We start from the raw sequence: 19,675 nt of genomic DNA on the forward strand, positions 1-19,675 counted from the left end.
TTTTGCTAGTGTGACCATCATGAATCCTGTCGTTCCGCCGAATATGAATGCGGTCTCGCCCGCGCTGGTGAAGGTGCGCTATATCGTCAATCTCACGTGGACTGTCCTTTGTGCGGTGGCGTGCGTGGTGGCGGCGTACTTCTGGGGATCGTGGTGGCACATCGGTACGGCCTTCTTCGCCGTGCTCTTCGTATGGCTGCTGTGGCTCATTCCGGCGCAGGTGCGCAACATGGGATGGCTGGAGACCGAGGATGAGCTGCTCATTACGAAGGGAAAGCTGTGGCATACGTTCACGGTCGTGCCCTATGGCCGCATCCAGTTCGTGGATGTGACCGCGGGGCCCGTGGCGCGGGCCTATGGGATGAAGACGGTGAAGCTGCACACGGCATCGGCAGGCACGGACGCCACCATTGAGGGATTGCCGGCAGAAGAAGCTGACGCCTTGCGCGAACGGCTGGCAGTCCAAGCACGCGAGAGGATGAGCGGGCTGTGAGCCGTCACGCGCGTGGCCGCATGCCGGTCGACGAGGAGGGTTTCCGCCGCGTCCATCGCCTCACGCCGTTGCTGCGGTTCTGGTCGCTCATCCTGGCCATCGTCGCGATCTTTATCCTCAACTTCAACCTAGAGATGGTCGCGGACTTCGTGACCTACCTGCGCGACGGCCACTGGCGGGACATGGGGCGCGACTCGCTGCTCACCCTCGCGGGTTTTGTCGTGGTGTGCGTCGTCATCTGGTTCGTGAGCGAGCTGTGGTGGCGCAAGCTGGGCTTCAAAATCGACGAAGAAGAGGTATCGCTGCGCCACGGCGTGCTGTCTAATTCCTTCCGTTCGGCGCGCTATGACCGCATTCAAGCCGTCGACGTCGTCGAGTCCGTCATCGCCCGCATCTTCGGACTGGCGCAGGTGCGCGTGGAAACCGCCGGCGGCACCGCGTCGGTTATCCAGATTGGGTATCTGCCCAAGCCCGAGGCGGAGGAGGTGCGCCGCGAGGTCTTGGCGCACGTGCATGCGCGACCCATGGCGGACGGCGGTGCGGTGACAGAGTCGGAGGACGCGGAGCACTCGGCGGTCTTGCCGGAGATTCCCATTGGCCGCACGCTTCTCGCAGAGGCCCTGCGACCCGGCACCCTCGTGATGGTCGCCGTGGCTTTCGGCCTGCTTGCGTTACCGGTGGCGAATGCCTCGGTTATCCCCATCATCGTTGGTTTCGTGCCGTCTATGTGGAATCTCGTCGACACCTCGTGGCGTTTTAGCGCGCGCCTCGACGCGGACCGTGGCGTCCTCAACGTGAACTATGGTCTGGCGGATAGGCGCCGGCAGGCTATTCGTCTCTCGCGCATCCATGGCGTGCGCGTGTCCCAGCCGTGGACGTGGCGGCCTTTCGGCTGGTACGAGGTGCACGTCTCCGTCGCTGGCTATGGCACGGCAGGCGGCAAGCAGTCGGGTTCCACGCGCATCGTCCCGGTGGGCACGCGCGAGCAGGCGCTCGCGATGTTCGCGGTGGTCTCCGATCTCTCGCCTGCGGAGATCGACGCCGTAGCCCTGCCAGAAGGCCATACCCAGCCCACGTTTACCTCGCCGCGCCGGGCCTGGTGGGCGTCGCCCATGGACCGTGCGCGCCAGTCGGTGACCCTGCATGAGGGCGTAGCCATCGTCCATCGCGGGCGGCTCACGCGCCGGGTCATGGCCGTCGCGTTGCCGCACATCCAGGAGGTCACCTATAAGGCGGGGCCGCTCGCGCAGCTGCTCACAGTGGGCACGGTGCGCTTCGAGCTCGTCAACGGTCCCGTGAAGATGGCCGCCGAAGAGCTCGAGCCTGCCGATGCCGCCCTCCTCATGGAGCGCCTGCGCGCCCGGCGTCTGCCGGAGCTCGCCGCCGTGCCCGAGGCCGGGGACGGCGAGCCAGAAGCCTAAGACGGTGAGCTTTACTCCGGCGTGGATTCGGGCTTGTGCTTGAGGGTGTCCTCCCACGCGCTGATCTTGCGCAGAGCACGTCGAGGCGGGACTAGACAGCTCCCTCAAAGCCCAGCTGGCGCCACGCCTCGAAGACGGCGGTCGAGGCGGCGTTCGACAGGTTCATCGAGCGACGCGCGGGCATCATCGGAATGCGGACCTGCTCGGTGATGCGTGGGTGCTCGAGATGTTCCTTGGGCAGGCCGGTGGGCTCGGTGCCAAAGAGGAGCACGTCGCCGTCGCGGTACTCGACATCGGTGAACCACTTGGTGGTGTGCGTGGTAAAGGCAAAGACGCGCGCGCCGGGTAGGGCATCCATGCAGGCCTGGAAGTCCTTGTGGATCTGTAGATCTGCCAGGTCGTGGTAGTCGAGGCCAGCGCGTTTTAAGTGCTTGTCATCGAAGTTGAAGCCCAGCGGCTCAATGAGGTGGAGCGTGGCACCGGTGACGGCGGCGGTGCGAATGGCATTGCCCGTATTAGTAGGAATGACGGGGTTATCAAAGACGATGTGCAGCTGGCTCATAGTGCTCAGTCTAGGATGGTGGGCATGAGCGCTACCAAACTAGACGGCACCCTGTACCGCGACGAGATCTTTGCAGACCTGGCCACTCGTGTGGCGAAGCTCAAGGAGCAGGGGGTGACCCCGGGCCTGGCGACGGTCCTCGTGGGCGACAACCCGGGCTCCCATTCCTACGTGAAGATGAAGCACCGTGACTGCGAGCAACTGGGCATCAACTCCATCCGCAAGGATCTGCCGGAGGAAACCACGCAGGAAGAACTCGAAGCTGTCATCGACGAGCTCAACGCGGATCCGAACTGCACGGGCTACATCGTGCAGCTGCCGCTGCCCAAGCACCTCGACGAAAACAAAATCCTCGAGCGCATCGATCCAGACAAGGATGCCGATGGCCTCCACCCGGTGAACCTGGGCAAGCTGGTTCTCAATGAGCCGGCCCCGCTGCCGTGCACCCCGAACGGCTGCATCCACCTGCTGCGCCGCTACGGCGTGGAGCTTGATGGCGCCAAAGTCGTCGTCATCGGCCGTGGCGTCACGGTCGGCCGCCCTATCGGCCTCATGCTCACCCGCCGCAGCGAGAATTCCACCGTCACGCTGTGCCACACCGGCACGAAGGACCTTGCCGCGGAGACCCGCGAGGCGGACGTCATCATCGCTGCCGCCGGCAAGGCACACATGCTCACCGCGGACATGGTCAAGGAAGGCGCGGCCGTGCTCGACGTCGGAGTCTCCCGCGTCGACGGCAAGCTCGCTGGCGACGTGGCCGAGGACGTCTGGGAGAAGGCCGGTTTCGTCTCCCCGAACCCGGGCGGCGTGGGCCCTCTCACGCGTGCGTTCCTTGTCTACAACATCGTCGAGCGTGCCGAGCAACTTGCTGCCCAGGCCTAAGAGCGTGCACGGCATGGAGCCACAGCGCGACCAGCACGACCCGCGCCGCTCGGTTGCTCGTTCCGCGTCTGCGCAGACGACTCCGGAGGGGCTGTCCCTGGCTAATCCGCACGACATCGGTCTCAAGGCCTCGCGGCTGCCGAGCACCGTGCAATGGGTGATGATTGGGATCTTCGTCGTGTTGGTGGCGGCATCGGCAGGCTTTGCTGCGTTTGAACACTGGCGGCGTGCGTCCTTTGCGCTGGGTACTGGGCTGCTGTGGCTCACCGTCGTGCGTCTGACCTGCGACTCAGAGCGCGTGGGCATTCTCGCGGTGCGTTCGCGCCACTTTGACGCCGTCTTCACCGCAGCTGTGGGCGCGGCGATGCTTTTCCTGTCGACGTCGGTGGACGCGCTGGGGAGTTAGTCGTGCTGTAAGCGCGTCATGGTGGCTATCGATCGCAAGTGGACCCAGATTCAGCTTCAGGCGCGCGAGGCACTCGCGCGTTTCGGCGTGAAGTTCTAGGCGCGCGGCAGCACATGCTCCGGAGAGTGTGAGTGCGGCGTCGGCGATTAGATGTAGTATTCGTCGCCGACGTAGGCCGGGCCGAAGTTCAGGCCATCCGGCGCGGAGAGCGTGAGGAAGTTGCGCAGGATGCGGTCCATCTGGCGTGTCTCGGTGAGGAAGGCGTCGTGACCGACCGGGGAGACGACCTTCGCCATGGCGAGGAGATTGCCGAGGTTGCGGGAGAGGTGTTCCTGCTGGTGGTAGGGGTACAGAATGTCTGTGTCCACGCCGACGACCATGGTGGGAACTTTGCTTTGGGCGAGCGCTTTGATGAGTCCGCCGCGGCCGCGGCCGATGTCGTGGCGGTTGAGGGATTCCGTGAGCGCAACGTAGCTGCCGGCATCGAAGCGATCGGCGAGACGAGCGCCCTGGTAGTCCAAGTAGGAGTTCACGGCGAAGCGTTGGTCGTTGCTGCGGTAGGGACCCAGAGGATTTTCGCCGCGCTGGGGCTGGGCGCCGAAACGCTCGTCGATTTCCTGCTCACCGCGATAGGTGAGGTGCGCGATACGGCGGGCGGCGGCGAGGCCGTCGCCGGGGACTTTGCCGGTGGAGTAGTAATCGCCGCCGACCCAATTCGGGTCGCGCACGATGGCGGAAATCTGTGCGGTTTGAATGCCTATCTGCCAGCCGGAGGCACGCGCGGACACGGCGATGACGCAGGCGGCGTCCATCTTTTCGGGATAGAGCAGCGTCCATTCCAGCGTGCGGGCACCGCCCATGGAGCCGCCGATGACGGCGTGGACGCGGTGAATGCCGAGCGCGTCGAGGAATTGCTTTTCCGCCTGGACTTGGTCGCGAATGGAAAGTGCCGGGAAGCGTGAGCCCCAGGTGCCGCCGTCCGGGTGTTTGCTGGCGGGGCCGGTAGAGCCCTTGCAGCCGCCGATGACGTTGGTGCATACGACGCACCAGCGCGTGGTGTCGAGCGCCTTGCCAGGTCCGATGAGATCGCCCCACCAGTCCGCTGCGTCGGAGTCGCCAGTGAGCGCGTGCTCGATGAGGAGGACGTTATTGGCGCCATCCGGGTCGCCGGCGAAAGCACCCCAGTGCTGATAGGCAATGGTCGCCGCAGGGATTTCGGCGCCCGCCTCAGTCCGCAGGGTTCCGATATCGGTGAAGGCGAGCTCGCCTTCGAGCGCGAACGTGGGGTACGACATCTAGCGGCGATCCTTTCTGCGGAGGGGCGAATCGATTTCATGGCGAAACCCGGATTGAGTGTCCAGGCGTCTGGTTCAAAGTGTAGATGAACCGCTTGGTCTGTTTTGGTATTAGATTCATGTGCGGTAGCGGCGGCGTGCTGTCGTGACGGAGCGGCGGACGTTGGCGATACTTGGAGTGGATGACTTTTCCTCATGAACGCGCGCAGCGTCAATGGCCAAGTCCCCGCCGAGAGCATCGCGAAGGAGTGGGTCGAGACCCTCGACCTGTAAGCAACCTTGACGCAGAAATCCCGCCGCTCGCGTTTCCCAGGACGCGAGCGGCGGGACTTTTGTGGCACGCGCGGCCTCCAGGAGGAGCGGCCGCGGAAGAAAGCGGGGCCAGCATGAGCCGGCCGATGTCCAGCGTTTGCTGACCGTTGGCTGGTGAGGTGCGGTTAGGCGATGGCCGCGAAGCCCAGCTCGAGGTCGGCGAGGATGTCCTTGATGTCCTCGATGCCGACGGACAGGCGAATGGTGGCCTGGTTGATGCCGGCGACGCGCAGGCCCTCTTCGTCCGACTGGGAGTGCGTGGTGGTGGCCGGGTGGACGACGAGCGAGTGGGTGTCGCCGATGTTGGCCAGGTTAGAGTGCAGCTTCAGGGCGTCGATGAAAGCCCATGCGACCTCCTTGGCGTCGCGCTCGCCCGGGGCGATGTCGAAAGAGAGAACGGAGCCGGTGTACTCGGCACCGATCTTTTCCTTGACCGCCTTGTACGGGGAGTCCGCGAGGCCCGCGTAATTGACCTTGGCGACCTTGTCGTGGCCAGCGAGGTACTCGGCGACGGCCTGCGCGTTCTCGTTGTGCTTGCGCACGCGCAGGGAGAGGGTCTCCAGGCCGGTGAGGGTGAGCCAGGCATTGAACGGGGAGACGGCCGCGCCGGTGTCGCGGAGCAGGCCCGCACGAGCCTTGAGGGCGAACGCCGGGGCGCCGAGCTCGGCGTACTTGAGGCCGTGGTAAGCCTCATCCGGCTCCACGAAATAGGGGAAGACGGGCTTGTCGTCGCGCTCGACGGTCCAGTCGAACTTACCGCCGTCGACGAGGATGCCGCCCACGGCGGAACCGGAGCCGGAGTAGAACTTCGTGGTGGAGGCGACGACGACGTCGGCGCCGAGTTCCAGCGGGCGAACAAGCGCCGCGGTGGCGATCGTGTTGTCGACGATGAGCGGAACATGGTGCTTGTGAGCGACCTCGGCGACGGCTGGGATATCGAGGACGTCAGCGATGGGGTTGCCGAAGGTCTCACCGTAGAAAGCCTTGGTATTCGGCTGGACGGCCTTCTCCCACTCGGCCGGGTCATCCGGGTTCTCGAGGAGGGTGACGTCGATGCCCAGGCGCTTCAAGGTGACGGCGAACAGGGTGGTGGTGCCACCGTAAAGGCGCGCGGAGGAGACGATGTGGTCGCCGGCAGAAGCGACGTTGAGGATGGCGGCGGTCTCAGCGGCCTGGCCGGACGCGAAAGCCACGGCGGCGACGCCGCCTTCCAGGGCTGCGATGCGGCGCTCGAGGGCGTCCACCGTCGGGTTGGTCAGGCGAGTGTAAATCGGGCCTGCATCCGAGAGGTTAAAGCGAGCGGCAGCGTGCTCGGCGCTGTCGAAGACGTAGGACGTCGTCTGGTAAATCGGAATGTTGCGCGAGTTCGTCGAGCCATCCAGATCCTGCCCTACGTGGAGGGCACGGGTTTCGATGGACCAGTCGGCGAAGTTGGTGTTGTCATATTTCGTAGTCATGCCAGAAACACTAGACCAAGCTGTCCAAACGTGGCCAAGGATTCCAGGAGTTCCGCGCATTTCACCCGGTAGGGGTACGAATAAAATTAGACCGAGCGGTAAATAGATACGCTCGATCTAGGGCTCCGCAGGGAGAGGGGTGGAGTGTGGCCGCTACTGGGCGGCGGAGCTCTTCTTGCGGTTCTGGATGAGGTACCAGATGCCCAGGATGGCGCCGAAGAGGATGAGGGCTGAGGCGACGAAGACGACGGCGACGAGCATGGTCTCGTGCGGGTCGTTGAGGAAGATCATGGACACGATGGCTGCGAAGAAGATGGCGGCAAAGAGGGTGATGACCCAGTTGCGCTTGGTGTGTTCTGCGAAGTTCATGATCCAAATAATACGGCTTTTTCGGTTTAATTCAATATCTCGGCCGCGCGATTGGAAAAGTTTCCTATATGGCCACTAGTGACCAAAGTCATATATTCGGGGCTATAAGTTGAATAATGAAGTTAAATTATCCGGGTTCTACCGTAAAAATTGCAGCGAGCGGGATTGGTGTGGCTACATCCTTTGGGGTGTGAATGGTCACTCTGTTCGTGTGTCAAGGCGCGCTCTACCTCTTTCGGTTGACTTCATTTGTGGCAGTGGAAGTGCCGCGCTCTATTTAAAACTGGATTTTCCGTTCATAATTATCCGTGGTGGACTCCGTCCTTGGGGCCCATGAATATCTCTAATGCACCGCGCTCTCGCTCGTTCCGTGTGCATCGTGTGAGTACAACCGCGTGAGTACAGCCGTGTGAGTACAACACTGAGCACAACGCTGTATCTCATTGGTGTGCACGGCGACGTGGAAGCGGTGTTCACTATCTGAATCGACAGGAAGATACATGTCTATCACCACTAGCAGCGAAGACCGGTCCAAGCCGGTACTGAAGCTGAGTAGCGTGTGGGTGCAGGGTGTCGCTCTCGTCATGATCTTTGGCTTCTTGGTCATGGGTTTCTTGGCGTACCGTACCTACACCGCCTCAATGCCCCTGCCCGACAAAATCGTGTCACAGTCGACCGGCGAGACCATCCTGACTAAGGAAGAGATCCTCAACGGCCAGGCTCTGTACCAGGCTCGTGGTTTGCAGCAGTATGGCTCAGTCATGGGCCACGGCGCGTACCTCGGCCCCGACTACACTGCAGAGTACCTGCGCATGGCGGCCGACAAGGCGCGCGAACTCAATGACCAGAACGGCTACCCGGACTTCATTGATGAAAACGTCACGCCGGAACAAGCGGTCATCGACGAATTCCGTACCAACCGTTACAACGAGGACACCAAGGTTCTCGAGTGGACGGACAACCAGATTGCTGCCTTTGAGTTCAACAAGGCCTATTACGCCAAGTACTTCGGCGAGGATTCCCATGAAAAGGGCCTTCCTTCCGAGTTCATCACCGATGACAAGCAGATCAACAACCTGGTCGGTTTCTTTGGCTGGACCGCGTGGGCCTCGGCCGCTGAGCGTCCGGGCCACGATTACTCCTACACCAACAACTGGCCTGCTGAGCCGCGTGTGGATAACGGCCCGACCGCTGACCTCGTCGTGTGGTCTGTGCTCTCGCTCATCGCGCTCATCGGCGGCACCGGCCTCATCTTCGCCATCTACGGCCGCTGGTCCAAGTCCATCGGCTGGCACGCAGAAGAGGCTCCGAACCTTGACTTCACTCAGCCGAGCGAGGTGGGTCTGACCAAGTCCCAGAAGGTTGTCGCCTGGTTCGTCCTCGTCATCGTCTTACTCTTCCTCATCCAAGCTCTCCTAGGCGCGGCCTCGCAGCATTACCGAACCGAGCTCACTGGCTTCTTCGGCATCCCGTTGCAGGAGATCCTCCCGTACAACGTGTCGCGTACCTGGCACCTGCAGCTGTCCCTGCTGTGGACCGCAGGTGGTTTGCTTGCCGCCGGTATCTTCATTGCATCCTTCGTGGGCAAGAAGGAACCGAAGGGCCAGCACTGGCTCGTGTGGTTCCTGCTCGGCGCGATCGCCTTTGTTGTCTTCGGCTCGATGGCCTTCGAGTGGCTGTCCACCATGGGCTACATCAAGGAAGGCACGCTGTTTTCTCAGCAGTGGGAGTTCCTTGACCTGCCTCGCTTCTTCCAGGTGCTCCTCACCGTGGGCATGTTCGTGTGGATCTTCATCCTCTTCCGCCAGCTGCGTGGCCGTTTGAAGACTGAGAACAAATCCAACATGCCGTGGATGTTCTTCTACGCCGGCATTGCCATCCCGGCGTTCTACGCCGTGGGTAACTTGGCTGGCTCGGAGACGCACATCTCCGTCGCCGAGTTCTGGCGCTTCTGGGTCGTCCACCTCTGGGTGGAGGACTTCCTTGAGCTGTTCACCACCGTGATGGTGGCCTACGTCTTCGTCCTCCTGGGCGTCATTCGCGAAAAGATCGCCCTGGGCATTATCTTCCTCGACATCATCCTGTACTCCACGGGTGGCGTCCTGGGTACCATGCACCACCTGTACTTCTCCGGTACGCCGGTCGAACACATGGCTCTCGGTGCCTTCTTCTCCGCAGCCGAGGTCGTCCCGCTGACCTTGCTTACCGTAGAGGCCTGGACCTTCATGCAGCTCGGTTCCCGTCAGCGTGCCTCAGGCGAGCGTCCGTTCCCGCACCGCTGGGCCGTCATGTTCCTGGTTGCCGTGGGCTTCTGGAACTTCCTGGGCGCCGGTATCTTCGGCTTCCTGGTCAACCTGCCTATCGTCTCCTACTACGAAATCGGTACGGCGCTTACCGCCAACCACGCGCACGGCGCCATGATGGGTGTCTATGGCTTCCTGGCCCTCGGCCTGTCTGCCTTCGCCCTGCGCTACCTCATCCCCAAGGACAAGTGGTCAGATAAGGCCATGGCATGGTCCTTCTGGCTCACCAACCTGGGTCTGCTGTGGATGGTTGTCATTTCCCTTCTGCCGCTCGGCATCATGCAGCTCTACGAGTCTGTTGCTTCCGGGTATGTCGAGGCACGCTCCCTGGGCTACATCACGGAGCCGGGCAACTTCATCATGGAGTGGCTGCGTATGCCGGGTGACGTCATGTTCCTTGCCGGTATCTTCCCGTTCCTGTGGATGGCGCTCAAGGGCGTGCTCTACAACAAGGAGATCCCCACCATCGAGGAGCACCCGACCGATCCGCTCTTTAGCATCATCGCTCCGGATGACGATGACCACGCCGGTGAGATTCCGGTCGGCTCCTCCGTGGGCCTGGTCTCTGGTGGCAAGGGCCGTGTCGACGATCGTCGCCGCGTGGCTGGCCGGAAGTACGGCTACATCGACGAGCGCGGTGCGTTCGTTGAGGAAGTCGATCCGGATTCCGGTCGCGGCGACTCGGCGGCCTCCGGTCCGCAGGATCCGAAGTTCGATTCCCGCACGAAGTGGGGCGGCACCTACGGGTCCGACAAGCGTAACGGTGCTGACGGCACCGACGCTGATAAGAAGTAAAAGAAAGGCAAGCGAACATTCGTTATGGACGCACCTGGAATCTTTACCGTCCTCGCGGCGGCCTATGGTCTCTTTCTCGTCGCGGTGGCGTGGGGCTTCGACCTTATAGCGAAGCAGACCGCGAACCGCACGATGAGTAATCAGGCGGGCACGTTCCGTTATCTCGAGGAACACGATGCCTGGCAGTGCCCCGAGGATCAGTGGCTGTGGCCATCGAGCTTCGATCCGGAAAACCGCGTCATGCGCTACCGCGCAAACCCGACGGTGTGTAATACCTGCCCCGTCAAGGACGCCTGCACGGTCTCGCACCATGGCCGCGAGGTCACCCGTCAGCTCGATCCGTGGCCGCACTCGGATTCCGGGCGTTTCCATCGCGGTATCGCTCTGGGAGTCGCTGCGATGGCATACCTGTTGCCGCTGTGCTCGATGATCACCAACCACTCGCTCTCGGAGATTCTCATCTCCGTCGGCACCCTCATCGTCATCACGGGCCTCGGCGTGTACCCGTTGGCTCGCCATCTGTGGAATACGCCGTCGAACGCACCGAAGATTGTGGTGCCGGAGATGAGTAACCGCGAAGCCGAGCTGTCTGCGCAGATTGACCGCTTCAGCTCGAAGTACGGAAATAGTACGCGGACGCGTTATGGCTCGGATCGCCGCAAGGAAAAGGAAGCAAGTTAAATGTCAGCATTCGTCTTTTGGCCGATCGTGATCGGCATTATTATCGCGCTCATTATCGTGTTCTTGATGTATTCCCTGAAGGTCATCAAGCAATACGAGCGCGGTGTGGCGTTCCGCTTTGGCCATTTGCGTCCGCTCCTGCAGCCGGGCTTGCACTTCATGTGGCCGGGAATCGACAAGCTTGAGCGCGTTGATCAGCGTGTGGTGACGCTGACCATCCCGCCGCAGGAAATCATCACCAAGGACAACGTCTCCGTGCGCGTCAACGCCGTGGTCATGTTCGAGGTGACGGACGCTGAAAAGGCCGTCCTGCAGGTCGAAAACTACGCCGTCGCGACCTCCCAGATCGCCCAAACCACCCTGCGTACCCTGCTGGGTCGTGCGGACCTCGATGATCTCCTTGCTCACCGCGAGGAACTCAATGAGGACCTGGCCACTATCATTAACGGCCAGACCGAACGTTGGGGCGTTATCACCCGCATCGTGGAGATCAAGGACGTGGAAATTCCTGAGATGATGCAGCGCGCCCTGGCCCGCGAGGCGGAGGCCGAGCGTGAGCGTCGCGCAAAGGTCATTTCCGCGCACGGCGAACTTCAGTCCTCGCGTGAGCTGCGTGAGGCCGCTGAGGAGCTGGGCAAGGCTCCGGCCGCGCTGCAGCTGCGCTACCTCCAGACCGTCCTCGACCTGGGCGCAGACCAGAACTCGACCATCGTGTTCCCGCTGCCCATCGACATCATGGGCGGCTTCATGGAAAACCTGGGCACCTTCTCCAAGGGCTTCCAGGACTTCAACAAGAACATGTCGCAGCTCTCCGGCAAGACCGAGACTGCACAGTCTGAGAAAGAGTCTTAGAACGCACCTGAGAAGGAGCTACGCGGTGTAACTCCGCAGACACCAACGCCGGCCCGTCCCATCACATGATGGGGCGGGCCGGCGTCGTGTATGAGTGCCTAGAACTCGACGGTCTCACCGGTCTCGACACGCTGGTATCCGGGCACGCCCACCTTGCCCAGCATGCCGTCAGTAATCGCCTTGCCGCCGGGGGAGAGCACCGCGTCGTGGATGGGGATGGTCACGCGTGCGCCAACCTTGACTGCGTAGTCTGCGGCCTCGGACCCCTTGACCCACGGCGCCGCAATCGGCAGGAGGAGTACCTCAACGGGCAGAGGACACTCGACGTATTCGTCGCCCGGATGGAGCAAGCCATCCATGTAATATCCCAGGTTCTCTGGCCGTGGCAGTGACGGGTGGATCTCTGCGTGCTGGCCACCAAAGACGCGAATGTGCTGGCCCAAAATGTCGAACTCCGAGTCACGCTGCACCACCGTGTCTTCCGCGCGGTCACCCAAAGCCGCGATAGCTTCGGCCGTGCCCCACACCGGCAGGCCGGAGTCGCGCACCGCGTCGACGTTGAGGTGGTCCGGATGCGCGTGCGTGAGTAGCACCGCGTCCGCGGACTTCAGGCACGCCGGGTCGGTGAGTGAACCCGGGTCGATAATGATGGTGCCCTCAGGCGCGTCGATGGCGATGGCGGAGTGGCCGAGCATGGTGAGCTTCATGCGTCCCAGCCTAGCTGCGCCACACGACGCGCCGTTGAGGTTTATCCGAACGTGAACGAAAACAGCTCCACGCCCGGGGTCACCGCCAGATGGAGCGTGCCCTCTCGGGCCGCGTCCCCGCGCAGGAGGTCAATCGTCCCGTCCTCGGTAACCGGAATCTCCTGAGTCGTGTCGCCATCGGACACTGTGATGGTCCCGCGCCCTGCAACGACCACCTGGACCCACGCCGCGTGGTAGGCCAGATCCACCGTCGCGTCGCGGCCCGCGGTAATCGGCTGACCCGCCAGCGTCCACTCGCCACCCAGCGCGTAGCGCCCCTGCCGCGGCGTCACCGCCGTGAAGGAATGCGTGCCATCAACATACTCGGCCGCCGGGTTGTCGAAATACCGCGCGCGGTCGGTGCCCAGGTACGTTTCCGGATTGCGGTCGGCTGCACCCACGGCGGCCTCAGTGCTCTCGACCGGCGTGGGTAGGCGTACCTGCGGGTCGCGTTCCTGCAGCAAAGAACGAATCTGGTGCTCCGTCTCCGCGTAGTCGCCCTCGCCCGCGTGGCTGCCGCGCAGTTGCCCCTGCGCGTCGACGAGGTAATGCGCCGGCCAGTATTGGTTGCCGAAAGCACGCCACGTCGCGAAGTCATTGTCCTGTGCGACGGGGTAGGCAATGCCTTGCTCCGCGGCCGCGCGGCGCACGTTGGAGGACTCGCGTTCAAACGGGTATTCCGGCGCGTGGATGCCCACGACCTCCAGGCCGTAGTCCTTGTACGTGTCGTAGAGCTTCGCGATATGCACGTTGTTGCGCTGGCAATTGATGCAGGCATACGCCCAAAAATCGATGAGCGTCACCTTGCCATTCGTGCGCGGGTCCACGGGTGTATCCGTGTTGAACCAGCCGGTGAGCCCGGCAAATTCCGGGACCGCACCCGAGCTTGCCGATGCCGCCTGTACCTCGGGTTGGCTGAGACTTGGCAGCTTCTGCTGGAGCCAGGCCGGTGCGCCCGTGGCGATCGCACCTGCCATGGCGATGACGAGGAAGCCCGAGGTGAGGCGCACGCCGCGCTGATGTGACTGGAAGAAGCTCACGCGCCGGCCGATCTGCTCACCGCCGAGTGCAAAGATGAGGAGCGGCACGGCCACGCCCACGGCAAAGGACAAACACAGCACGAGGATATGGGCGTCGACGTGGCCCGTGGCGCCCGCCACGCTGATGGCGGCGAGGACCGGCCCGGCGCAAGGAACAAAGACGACGCCGAGCGCGAGCCCCACGAGGAACCCGCCCTTGTCGCGAACCTTGGCCTGCAACCCGCCGGCCTTCGGCAGCTTGAGAAACGGCCACTCGAGGAGCTCCTGGACCTTGGGGAAGATCATGCCCAGTCCCACGAGTACGAGGAGACCCAGGCCCACCTTCCATACGAGGTCACCGGGCAGATGCAGGGCGTTGAGCGCCGTCGTGGCAAAGAGCGTGACGGCGGTAAAGCTCGTGACGAGGCCTGCGATGATGAGCCACGGCCGCGCTCGTGAGCGCTCCTCGCCAGGCGCGCCGCTCACGGCCAGCACGAGCGGGAGAATAGGCAGGATACAGGGGGAGATGCCCGTGATGAGCCCTCCGGCAAGCCCCACTGCCAGGGTGGTGAGCGTAGTCGAGACCATGATGGTTTCCTTCTTTCAGACGGTTCTTTCGTACGGTCTGCCCTTTATTCGGCGCCGAGCCCCGGTGCGGATGGCTTGAAAAAAGTTTTCGTCGATTCCAATCCGCCCCAGCCGCGTGCTCCGAATGAGTTCACGTAAGGCCGCGCACCCCCGCACGGCAGAACCCGTTACCTCTAAAGGAGAACACTCATGAAGATCAAACTCATCGCCGCCGCTACCGCCCTCGCGCTCACTGCCACTGGCTTGGCTGCCTGCAATGACACGAAGAACACTCCGGCGACGGAGACTCCCTCGATGGCTCCTTCGGATGCCATGATGTCGGATTCCATGGCTCCGTCCGGTGCCGTGGCTTCTGACTCGATGGCACCTTCTGACTCCATGATGTCCGGCGAGATGAAGCCCTCGGACGCGATGATGTCGGATTCCATGCAGCCCTCGGATTCGATGATGTCTGATGAGATGAAGCCGTCAGACGCTATGATGACCGACGAGATGATGTCGGACGAGATGATGACCGAAGCGCCTATGTCCGGCTCAATGTCACACTAAAGATGTCCGCTCCCGTCCTCGAGGGGAAGGTAAGATCAACGTCCGTGTCGACAATGTCTCCCGATAAGCTAGATCGACTCAACGACTTGCTCGTTGCGTCTGCGGCGGGGGATACGCATGCCTTTTCCGAGTTCTACGACGCACTGGCACCGCTCGTCTACGGCGTGACGCTCCACGTTCTGCGTAATCCGGCTCTTGCTGAGGAAGTCGCCCAAGACGTCTTCGTCGAGGTGTGGTCTAAGGCCGCAAACTTCGATCCGGCGCGGGGTTCGGCACGCACCTGGGTGGGACGCATCGCCCACGGCCGCGCGGTGGATCGCCTGCGCTCGCACATCGCGAGCGTCGAACGGGATGACCGCGAAGCCACGCTCCGCGCGGCGCTGCGGGGTGATGACGTGGAAACAGACGCGCTCGACCGTGTGGAGTCGCAGCGTCTGCGCGCCGCCGTCGCTGCTATTGGTGAACCCCACAGCACGGCGGTGGAGCTGGCCTTCTTCGGTGGCCTCACCCACGCCGAGCTGGCAGAATCAACGGGAGTACCGCTGGGCACCGCAAAGACGCGCGTGCGCGATGGCGTCCGCAAACTTAAGGAACTGATGGCGAGGGAGGAACGATGAGTAATACGCGTGAATTCGACGACGCGAGCTTTGAGAACTTCCTCGACTCCGTGCCCGAGGTCGAGCCACCGGCCCGTCTGAAAGACGCTGTCTTCGAGCGCCTCGAGCGCACGCCACAGGAACCGACCACTGTGGTTGCCGGGGGCGGTAACGACAGCGGCAGTGGTGACGGCGGCGTCATTGACCTCGGCGCGCGGCGCCGGCGTCCTTGGTTCGCGGTGGTCGCCGCGGCGCTCGTTCTCGTTATCGGCGGCGTGACCGTCGCGCAGTTCCTTCCGGCTGGCGAGGACACGCAGCTGGCCCAAGACGCACCGGCCCCGGAGAGCCCTGGCGAGAAGGAAATGCACGCCATCATGGGCGCGGAGGATCTGCGCAGCGCCGATGCCGAAGCCGAAGGCGCACGCCTCCAGATTGTGTCTTCCGAGGACATGGGCAAAGCCGGCGCGATGGTCGACGGCGAGCCGGAACTAGACGCTGGCATGGGCGCGCAGGTGTGGGCCGTGTCGAGCACCGGCGAGATGAGCTCCGCCGGCGTCATCGGGCAGGACCCGCACGACGGCGTGTGGATGCCTTTCGACGGTGACGTCACCAAGGTGCTCGTCACTGAAGAGCCCATGGCTGGCAGCGCGGAGCCCTCTGGACGCATGCTCGCGTCGGTGACTCTCAACGCTTAAGCCGCGCGCGGGGCAGCTGGCATGTCGAGCTGTGCCTAAAGCCGCGCTGCCGTCGCGACGACGCGCAGCGCGGCGTCGAGCTCGCTATCGGCTAAGTGACCGAAGCCGAGAACCACGCCGCCGGGTGCGTCCTCGCCGCCCCAGTACTCCGCGAGCGCGGTGAGCCCCACGCCCAGACGCCCAGCCGCCGCAACAACCTCATCGGCGGGTTTCTCGCAGAGCAACACCGCGTGCAGGCCACCTCGGATGGGGAGCAGTTGCGTGCCCGGAAGGTCGCCGAGGTAAGAATCTACGAGGTCGCGGCGGCGGCGATAGGCGCGGCGCACGGAGCCGGTGTGGCGACGCAACGCGCCGCTAGCGAGATAGCGTGCCAGCGCGGATTGCGTGATGAGGCTGACCGGTTGGCCGGTAAGTTCGCGTACCGCGCGTAGCCGCGGCACGAGCGAGGATGGCGCGACGAGATAGCCGCAGGCCACGCCGGGGGAGATGACCGAGGAGAAGGTTCCCAGCAACGCCGTGCGCGCGGGCTCCAAAGCCGTGAGCGCTGGCAGTGGCTGGCCCGCGTAGCGCAGCTCCGAGTCGAAGTCGTCCTCGATGAGCAGGGCGTCCGTCCGTCGTGCCCACGCGACGAGCTCCGTACGGCGCGCGGCCGACAGTGATTCGCCATACGGGTACTGGTGGCTGGGCGTCACGATGAGCGCGTCGAGCGGCGTGGCGGGGACGCGCACGCCCTCGGAGTCCGTGGGGATTTCCGCGACGGCATGGCCAAAGGCCGAGGGAATGCGGCGCAAGCTGGGGTAACCGGGGGACTCCACGCCCACGGTGAGTGCGCCGCCGAGCGCTGGCGCAAGCGCGCGGAGTAATAGCGCCAGTCCTTCGCGGGCGCCCGAGGTGATGAGGATGTGCGCTGGGTCGACGGCGAGTCCGCGCATGGTGCCGAGGTGTGCAGCCACCTCGTGGCGGAGGGCGGGGAGGCCGGAGGCGGGGGCATCGGAAAGCGGAGTGGACGCCGCGCGACGCCATGCGGAGCGCCATTCGGGGGTAATGATGCCCGCGGTGTCTGGGGCGCCGGGGGTAAGTTCCACGAGCGCGCGGGCAGGCTTCTGTATGGCCGGTTCCGGGGCTGGGGAAACGGGGTTGTGGTGAAGGCGGCGGCTCACGTGCGTGCCGGAGCCGACGGTGGCCTCGAGGTAGCCCTCGGCGAGGAGCTGATCGTAGGAAGCAACGACGCTACCTCGGGAAATGCCGAGTTCTGCGGCGAGCTGGCGCGTCGACGGAAGGGCCTCGCCGGGGGAGAGGATGCGTGCGGAAATCTGGTCGCGGATGGCGTGGGCGAGTTGCACCGGAAGGGTGCGGGTATCAGCCGGGTCGAGGATGACGTGCATGGGGTAAGGGTAAGTGGTCTAATTCAATTGGGTGAAATTGGCTCTTGTAATAGACCACTTGCGGCGTTGAAATAGTCGCCATGACTGAACAGATTGCAACTACCCGTGTGAAGCGCGGGCTCGCTGACATGCTCAAGAACGGCGTCATCATGGACGTCGTCACCCCGGAACAGGCCAAGATCGCGGAGGACGCCGGCGCCGCCGCCGTCATGGCGCTCGAACGCGTTCCTGCCGATATCCGTGCGCAGGGCGGCGTGGCCCGCATGTCTGACCCGGACCTCATCGAGGGCATTGTCGATGCCGTGTCCATCCCGGTCATGGCCAAGGCGCGCATCGGTCACTTCGTCGAGGCGCAGATTCTTGCCGAGCTGGGCGTGGACTTCATCGACGAGTCCGAGGTTCTCTCCCCGGCGGACTACGTCAATCACATCAACAAGTGGGACTTTGACGTGCCGTTTGTCTGTGGCGCGACGAACCTGGGCGAGGCCCTGCGCCGCATCACCGAGGGCGCTGCCATGATCCGCTCCAAAGGCGAGGCTGGCACCGGCGACGTCTCCGAGGCCGTCAAGCACCTGCGCACCATCAAGGGCGAGATCGCCCGCCTGCGCAACCTGGACAAGGACGAGCTCTACGTCGCAGCGAAGGAACTGCAGGCTCCGTACGACCTCGTCGCCGAGGTCGCCGAGACCGGCGAACTGCCCGTCGTTCTCTTCGTTGCTGGTGGCGTGGCTACGCCTGCCGATGCCGCCCTCGTGCGCCAGATGGGCGCCCAAGGCGTGTTCGTCGGTTCCGGCATCTTCAAGTCCGGCAACCCGGCCGCCCGCGCCAAGGCCATTGTCGAGGCAGCCGCCCTCTACGACGACCCGTCCGCGCTCGCTCGCGTCTCCCGCGGCCTGGGTGAGGCCATGGTCGGCATCAACGTCGCCGATGTCCCGGCCCCGCACCGCCTCGCTGAGCGCGGCTGGTAATCCCATGCGCATTGGAGTGCTTGCCCTCCAGGGCGGGGTCGAAGAGCACATCGAGGTTCTCGAATCTCTTGGCGCGGACACGCGCCGAGTGCGCCAGGTGGCGGACCTTGAGGGCCTCGACGGTCTTGTTCTTCCTGGCGGCGAATCCACCGTCATTGACCGCCTCGCGCGGTCCTTCGGCCTGGCCGAACCGCTGCGCGCCGCCATCGACGCCGGTCTGCCCGTGCTCGCCACCTGCGCTGGGCTCATCTACCTCGCGCGCGAGCTCGAAAATCCCGCCGCTGGCCAACAGACCCTGGGCGCGCTCGACGTCACTGTGCGCCGCAATGCGTTTGGCAATCAGCGTTTCTCCGCGGAGCGCGTCGTTCCAGTCATTCTCGACGACGGCGAAGCGGGAGTCGACGGCGAAGCCGGAGTCGGCGGCGACGTCGTCGACGTGGACGCTTCGTTCATTCGCGCGCCCATCGTTACCCGTACCGGTCCGGGTGTGGAGGCTATCGCCACCGTCTCCGGTAACGCTGGCGAGGGCGAATTCATCGTGGGCGTGCGCTCTGGCGCCATCACCGCGCTGAGTTTCCATCCTGAGGAAAATGGTGATGCCCGCATCCATGCGGCGTGGTTGGCGCAGATTCCGGCGGCCTCGGCTGTGGCCTAAGCGCCCCACAACCGGCGGCGATACGCGAGCACGTGGGTGAGGTCGCGGCGTCGCCGGGGGTCGAAACCCACGACAAACAAGATGGAAATGGCCTTATCGAGGTGAACGCTGCCTTTGCTGGATTCGAAGGCTCGGACACAGCGCTCAGGCACGTCCGCGAGGAGAGCGACGTCATGCTGGCTCAGGCCAGCTTCGCGGCGTTGTTCCTTCGCGAAGCGGCCCAATTCCTGTGTGTCCATCGAACCTCACCGACGGAAAACCGGCATGATCGTGCCATTTTATGCCATCGCGTCGAACGGCAGTGCGCCTGCCGTTTCGACACGGACGTGCAGTCCAATCGCTGCGAGCACAGCGAGCGCCTTGTCGAGCTGTACTGTGCCTTTCCCTGTTTCTAAGTCGCGCACGAAGCGCTCGGACACGCGGGCGCGCCGGGCGACGTGTCGCTGTGTCAGTCCTCCTTCGCGGCGGCGTTCGCGCGCGATATCCCCGATTGTTCCAGCCGTGAGCATGGCGTAGGCCCCCGTCTCCCCGATATATGCATGGTGTCCCGCCAGTCTAAAACGTCGTGGCGGGTGCCGCTACTTGAAAAGGGGGCTGCGGCGCGGCGGGTGAGTGCTGGTCGTGCTTCCCGTGCTTGCACCACAAC

General features: G+C 63.7%; 21 protein-coding genes. 12 read left to right on the forward strand and 9 right to left on the reverse strand.

The annotated features are described in order from the left end of the window. The first annotated feature begins 19 nt into the window (after nt 1–19). On the forward strand, nt 20–493 hold the full coding sequence (locus HMPREF0307_RS00590; protein WP_369799402.1) for a PH domain-containing protein: 474 nt from the start codon (nt 20–22) through the stop codon (nt 491–493). Beyond that, the gene (locus HMPREF0307_RS00595) at nt 490–1,914 is read left to right on the forward strand and encodes a PH domain-containing protein (RefSeq protein WP_369799403.1); all 1,425 of its coding nucleotides are present in this window, start codon (nt 490–492) and stop codon (nt 1,912–1,914) included. The genes HMPREF0307_RS00590 and HMPREF0307_RS00595 overlap by 4 nt, the downstream gene beginning before the upstream one ends. A 91-nt stretch (nt 1,915–2,005) precedes the next feature. Here HMPREF0307_RS00595 and HMPREF0307_RS00600 read toward each other — a convergent pair whose 3' ends face one another. Then, nucleotides 2,006–2,476 (reverse strand): tRNA (cytidine(34)-2'-O)-methyltransferase, encoded by a 471-nt coding sequence (locus tag HMPREF0307_RS00600; RefSeq protein ID WP_066484846.1) that lies wholly within the window; start codon nt 2,474–2,476, stop codon nt 2,006–2,008. A gap of 24 nt (nt 2,477–2,500) precedes the next feature. Between HMPREF0307_RS00600 and HMPREF0307_RS00605 the strand changes: the two genes are divergently transcribed. Next, nucleotides 2,501–3,358 (forward strand): bifunctional methylenetetrahydrofolate dehydrogenase/methenyltetrahydrofolate cyclohydrolase, encoded by an 858-nt coding sequence (locus HMPREF0307_RS00605; protein ID WP_066484849.1) that lies wholly within the window; start codon nt 2,501–2,503, stop codon nt 3,356–3,358. Between the two features lie 13 nt (nt 3,359–3,371). Beyond that, a complete protein-coding gene (locus HMPREF0307_RS00610; protein ID WP_082723159.1) occupies nt 3,372–3,764 on the forward strand; it encodes a DUF3017 domain-containing protein in 393 nt (130 codons plus the stop codon). Between the two features lie 146 nt (nt 3,765–3,910). On the opposite strand, the gene HMPREF0307_RS00615 is transcribed toward HMPREF0307_RS00610, so the two are convergent. From HMPREF0307_RS00615 to HMPREF0307_RS00625, 3 genes are all read right to left on the reverse strand, one after another. Then, the gene (locus HMPREF0307_RS00615) at nt 3,911–5,059 is read right to left on the reverse strand and encodes a homoserine O-acetyltransferase MetX (RefSeq protein WP_066484850.1); all 1,149 of its coding nucleotides are present in this window, start codon (nt 5,057–5,059) and stop codon (nt 3,911–3,913) included. A gap of 437 nt (nt 5,060–5,496) precedes the next feature. After that, complete coding sequence (locus HMPREF0307_RS00620) at nt 5,497–6,828, reverse strand: O-acetylhomoserine/O-acetylserine sulfhydrylase (protein WP_066484858.1); 1,332 nt, start codon at nt 6,826–6,828, stop codon at nt 5,497–5,499. Nucleotides 6,829–6,981: 153 nt separating this feature from the next. Further along, complete coding sequence (locus HMPREF0307_RS00625; protein WP_066484867.1) at nt 6,982–7,197, reverse strand: hypothetical protein; 216 nt, start codon at nt 7,195–7,197, stop codon at nt 6,982–6,984. 500 nt (nt 7,198–7,697) lie between these two features. Between HMPREF0307_RS00625 and HMPREF0307_RS00630 the strand changes: the two genes are divergently transcribed. The 3 genes from HMPREF0307_RS00630 to HMPREF0307_RS00640 all read left to right on the forward strand — a co-directional run bounded on the left by HMPREF0307_RS00630 (nt 7,698) and on the right by HMPREF0307_RS00640 (nt 11,828). After that, nucleotides 7,698–10,295: a nitric-oxide reductase large subunit gene (locus tag HMPREF0307_RS00630; protein WP_066484869.1), complete on the forward strand. Its 2,598-nt coding sequence runs from the start codon at nt 7,698–7,700 to the stop codon at nt 10,293–10,295. Nucleotides 10,296–10,319: 24 nt separating this feature from the next. Continuing rightward, nucleotides 10,320–10,976, forward strand: a complete 657-nt coding sequence (locus tag HMPREF0307_RS00635) for a hypothetical protein (RefSeq protein ID WP_066484871.1) — start codon at nt 10,320–10,322, stop codon at nt 10,974–10,976. Between the two features lie 66 nt (nt 10,977–11,042). Then, a complete protein-coding gene (locus tag HMPREF0307_RS00640) occupies nt 11,043–11,828 on the forward strand; it encodes an SPFH domain-containing protein (protein ID WP_369799410.1) in 786 nt (261 codons plus the stop codon). A gap of 98 nt (nt 11,829–11,926) precedes the next feature. Here HMPREF0307_RS00640 and HMPREF0307_RS00645 read toward each other — a convergent pair whose 3' ends face one another. Next, the gene (locus tag HMPREF0307_RS00645; RefSeq protein ID WP_066484883.1) at nt 11,927–12,535 is read right to left on the reverse strand and encodes an MBL fold metallo-hydrolase; all 609 of its coding nucleotides are present in this window, start codon (nt 12,533–12,535) and stop codon (nt 11,927–11,929) included. 41 nt (nt 12,536–12,576) lie between these two features. Beyond that, on the reverse strand, nt 12,577–14,181 hold the full coding sequence (locus HMPREF0307_RS00650; RefSeq protein WP_066484890.1) for a cytochrome c biogenesis protein DipZ: 1,605 nt from the start codon (nt 14,179–14,181) through the stop codon (nt 12,577–12,579). A gap of 189 nt (nt 14,182–14,370) precedes the next feature. Between HMPREF0307_RS00650 and HMPREF0307_RS00655 the strand changes: the two genes are divergently transcribed. From HMPREF0307_RS00655 to HMPREF0307_RS00665, 3 genes are read left to right on the forward strand one after another with little or no spacing between them, the layout of a single operon-like run. After that, entirely contained in the window at nt 14,371–14,730 is a 360-nt protein-coding gene (locus HMPREF0307_RS00655; RefSeq protein WP_066484898.1) for a hypothetical protein, read from the forward strand. A gap of 53 nt (nt 14,731–14,783) precedes the next feature. Beyond that, the gene (locus tag HMPREF0307_RS00660; protein WP_230384013.1) at nt 14,784–15,347 is read left to right on the forward strand and encodes a sigma-70 family RNA polymerase sigma factor; all 564 of its coding nucleotides are present in this window, start codon (nt 14,784–14,786) and stop codon (nt 15,345–15,347) included. Beyond that, the gene (locus HMPREF0307_RS00665) at nt 15,344–16,021 is read left to right on the forward strand and encodes an anti-sigma factor (protein WP_066484906.1); all 678 of its coding nucleotides are present in this window, start codon (nt 15,344–15,346) and stop codon (nt 16,019–16,021) included. Before HMPREF0307_RS00660 ends, HMPREF0307_RS00665 begins: the two co-directional genes overlap by 4 nt. 35 nt (nt 16,022–16,056) lie before the next feature. Here the strand turns inward: HMPREF0307_RS00665 and HMPREF0307_RS00670 are convergent, their stop codons facing one another. Beyond that, entirely contained in the window at nt 16,057–17,406 is a 1,350-nt protein-coding gene (locus HMPREF0307_RS00670; protein ID WP_066484909.1) for a MocR-like pyridoxine biosynthesis transcription factor PdxR, read from the reverse strand. A gap of 80 nt (nt 17,407–17,486) precedes the next feature. Between HMPREF0307_RS00670 and pdxS the strand changes: the two genes are divergently transcribed. Together pdxS and pdxT are read left to right on the forward strand one after the other, a co-directional pair. Beyond that, nucleotides 17,487–18,374 carry a pyridoxal 5'-phosphate synthase lyase subunit PdxS gene (pdxS, locus tag HMPREF0307_RS00675; RefSeq protein ID WP_066484911.1) on the forward strand — a complete coding sequence of 296 codons (888 nt, stop codon included), beginning with the start codon at nt 17,487–17,489 and terminating at the stop codon, nt 18,372–18,374. A gap of 4 nt (nt 18,375–18,378) precedes the next feature. Further along, nucleotides 18,379–19,029 (forward strand): pyridoxal 5'-phosphate synthase glutaminase subunit PdxT, encoded by a 651-nt coding sequence (gene pdxT, locus HMPREF0307_RS00680; RefSeq protein ID WP_066484914.1) that lies wholly within the window; start codon nt 18,379–18,381, stop codon nt 19,027–19,029. Here pdxT and HMPREF0307_RS00685 read toward each other — a convergent pair. Both HMPREF0307_RS00685 and HMPREF0307_RS00690 read right to left on the reverse strand, forming a co-directional pair. Beyond that, entirely contained in the window at nt 19,026–19,268 is a 243-nt protein-coding gene (locus tag HMPREF0307_RS00685) for a helix-turn-helix domain-containing protein (RefSeq protein ID WP_066484917.1), read from the reverse strand. The two genes, pdxT and HMPREF0307_RS00685, sit on opposite strands and share 4 nt — an antisense overlap. A gap of 39 nt (nt 19,269–19,307) precedes the next feature. Next, on the reverse strand, nt 19,308–19,538 hold the full coding sequence (locus tag HMPREF0307_RS00690; RefSeq protein WP_066484925.1) for a helix-turn-helix domain-containing protein: 231 nt from the start codon (nt 19,536–19,538) through the stop codon (nt 19,308–19,310). Between the last annotated feature and the right edge of the window lie 137 nt (nt 19,539–19,675).

Origin of the sequence: Corynebacterium sp. DNF00584 (assembly GCF_001552965.1) — a bacterium.
In the GTDB taxonomy this organism is placed as follows: domain Bacteria; phylum Actinomycetota; class Actinomycetes; order Mycobacteriales; family Mycobacteriaceae; genus Corynebacterium; species Corynebacterium phoceense.

Coding starts and splice junctions, on each gene's coding strand:
- HMPREF0307_RS00590 (WP_369799402.1), top strand. CDS start 20: ATGAATCCTGTCGTTCCGCCGAATATGAATGCGGTCTCGCCCGCGCTG.
- HMPREF0307_RS00600 (WP_066484846.1), bottom strand. CDS start 2,476: ATGAGCCAGCTGCACATCGTCTTTGATAACCCCGTCATTCCTACTAAT.
- HMPREF0307_RS00605 (WP_066484849.1), top strand. CDS start 2,501: ATGAGCGCTACCAAACTAGACGGCACCCTGTACCGCGACGAGATCTTT.
- HMPREF0307_RS00610 (WP_082723159.1), top strand. CDS start 3,372: ATGGAGCCACAGCGCGACCAGCACGACCCGCGCCGCTCGGTTGCTCGT.
- HMPREF0307_RS00615 (WP_066484850.1), bottom strand. CDS start 5,059: ATGTCGTACCCCACGTTCGCGCTCGAAGGCGAGCTCGCCTTCACCGAT.
- HMPREF0307_RS00620 (WP_066484858.1), bottom strand. CDS start 6,828: ATGACTACGAAATATGACAACACCAACTTCGCCGACTGGTCCATCGAA.
- HMPREF0307_RS00625 (WP_066484867.1), bottom strand. CDS start 7,197: ATGAACTTCGCAGAACACACCAAGCGCAACTGGGTCATCACCCTCTTT.
- HMPREF0307_RS00630 (WP_066484869.1), top strand. CDS start 7,698: ATGTCTATCACCACTAGCAGCGAAGACCGGTCCAAGCCGGTACTGAAG.
- HMPREF0307_RS00635 (WP_066484871.1), top strand. CDS start 10,320: ATGGACGCACCTGGAATCTTTACCGTCCTCGCGGCGGCCTATGGTCTC.
- HMPREF0307_RS00640 (WP_369799410.1), top strand. CDS start 11,043: ATGTATTCCCTGAAGGTCATCAAGCAATACGAGCGCGGTGTGGCGTTC.
- HMPREF0307_RS00645 (WP_066484883.1), bottom strand. CDS start 12,535: ATGAAGCTCACCATGCTCGGCCACTCCGCCATCGCCATCGACGCGCCT.
- HMPREF0307_RS00650 (WP_066484890.1), bottom strand. CDS start 14,181: ATGGTCTCGACTACGCTCACCACCCTGGCAGTGGGGCTTGCCGGAGGG.
- HMPREF0307_RS00655 (WP_066484898.1), top strand. CDS start 14,371: ATGAAGATCAAACTCATCGCCGCCGCTACCGCCCTCGCGCTCACTGCC.
- HMPREF0307_RS00660 (WP_230384013.1), top strand. CDS start 14,784: ATGTCTCCCGATAAGCTAGATCGACTCAACGACTTGCTCGTTGCGTCT.
- HMPREF0307_RS00665 (WP_066484906.1), top strand. CDS start 15,344: ATGAGTAATACGCGTGAATTCGACGACGCGAGCTTTGAGAACTTCCTC.
- HMPREF0307_RS00670 (WP_066484909.1), bottom strand. CDS start 17,406: ATGCACGTCATCCTCGACCCGGCTGATACCCGCACCCTTCCGGTGCAA.
- pdxS (WP_066484911.1), top strand. CDS start 17,487: ATGACTGAACAGATTGCAACTACCCGTGTGAAGCGCGGGCTCGCTGAC.
- pdxT (WP_066484914.1), top strand. CDS start 18,379: ATGCGCATTGGAGTGCTTGCCCTCCAGGGCGGGGTCGAAGAGCACATC.
- HMPREF0307_RS00685 (WP_066484917.1), bottom strand. CDS start 19,268: ATGGACACACAGGAATTGGGCCGCTTCGCGAAGGAACAACGCCGCGAA.
- HMPREF0307_RS00690 (WP_066484925.1), bottom strand. CDS start 19,538: ATGCTCACGGCTGGAACAATCGGGGATATCGCGCGCGAACGCCGCCGC.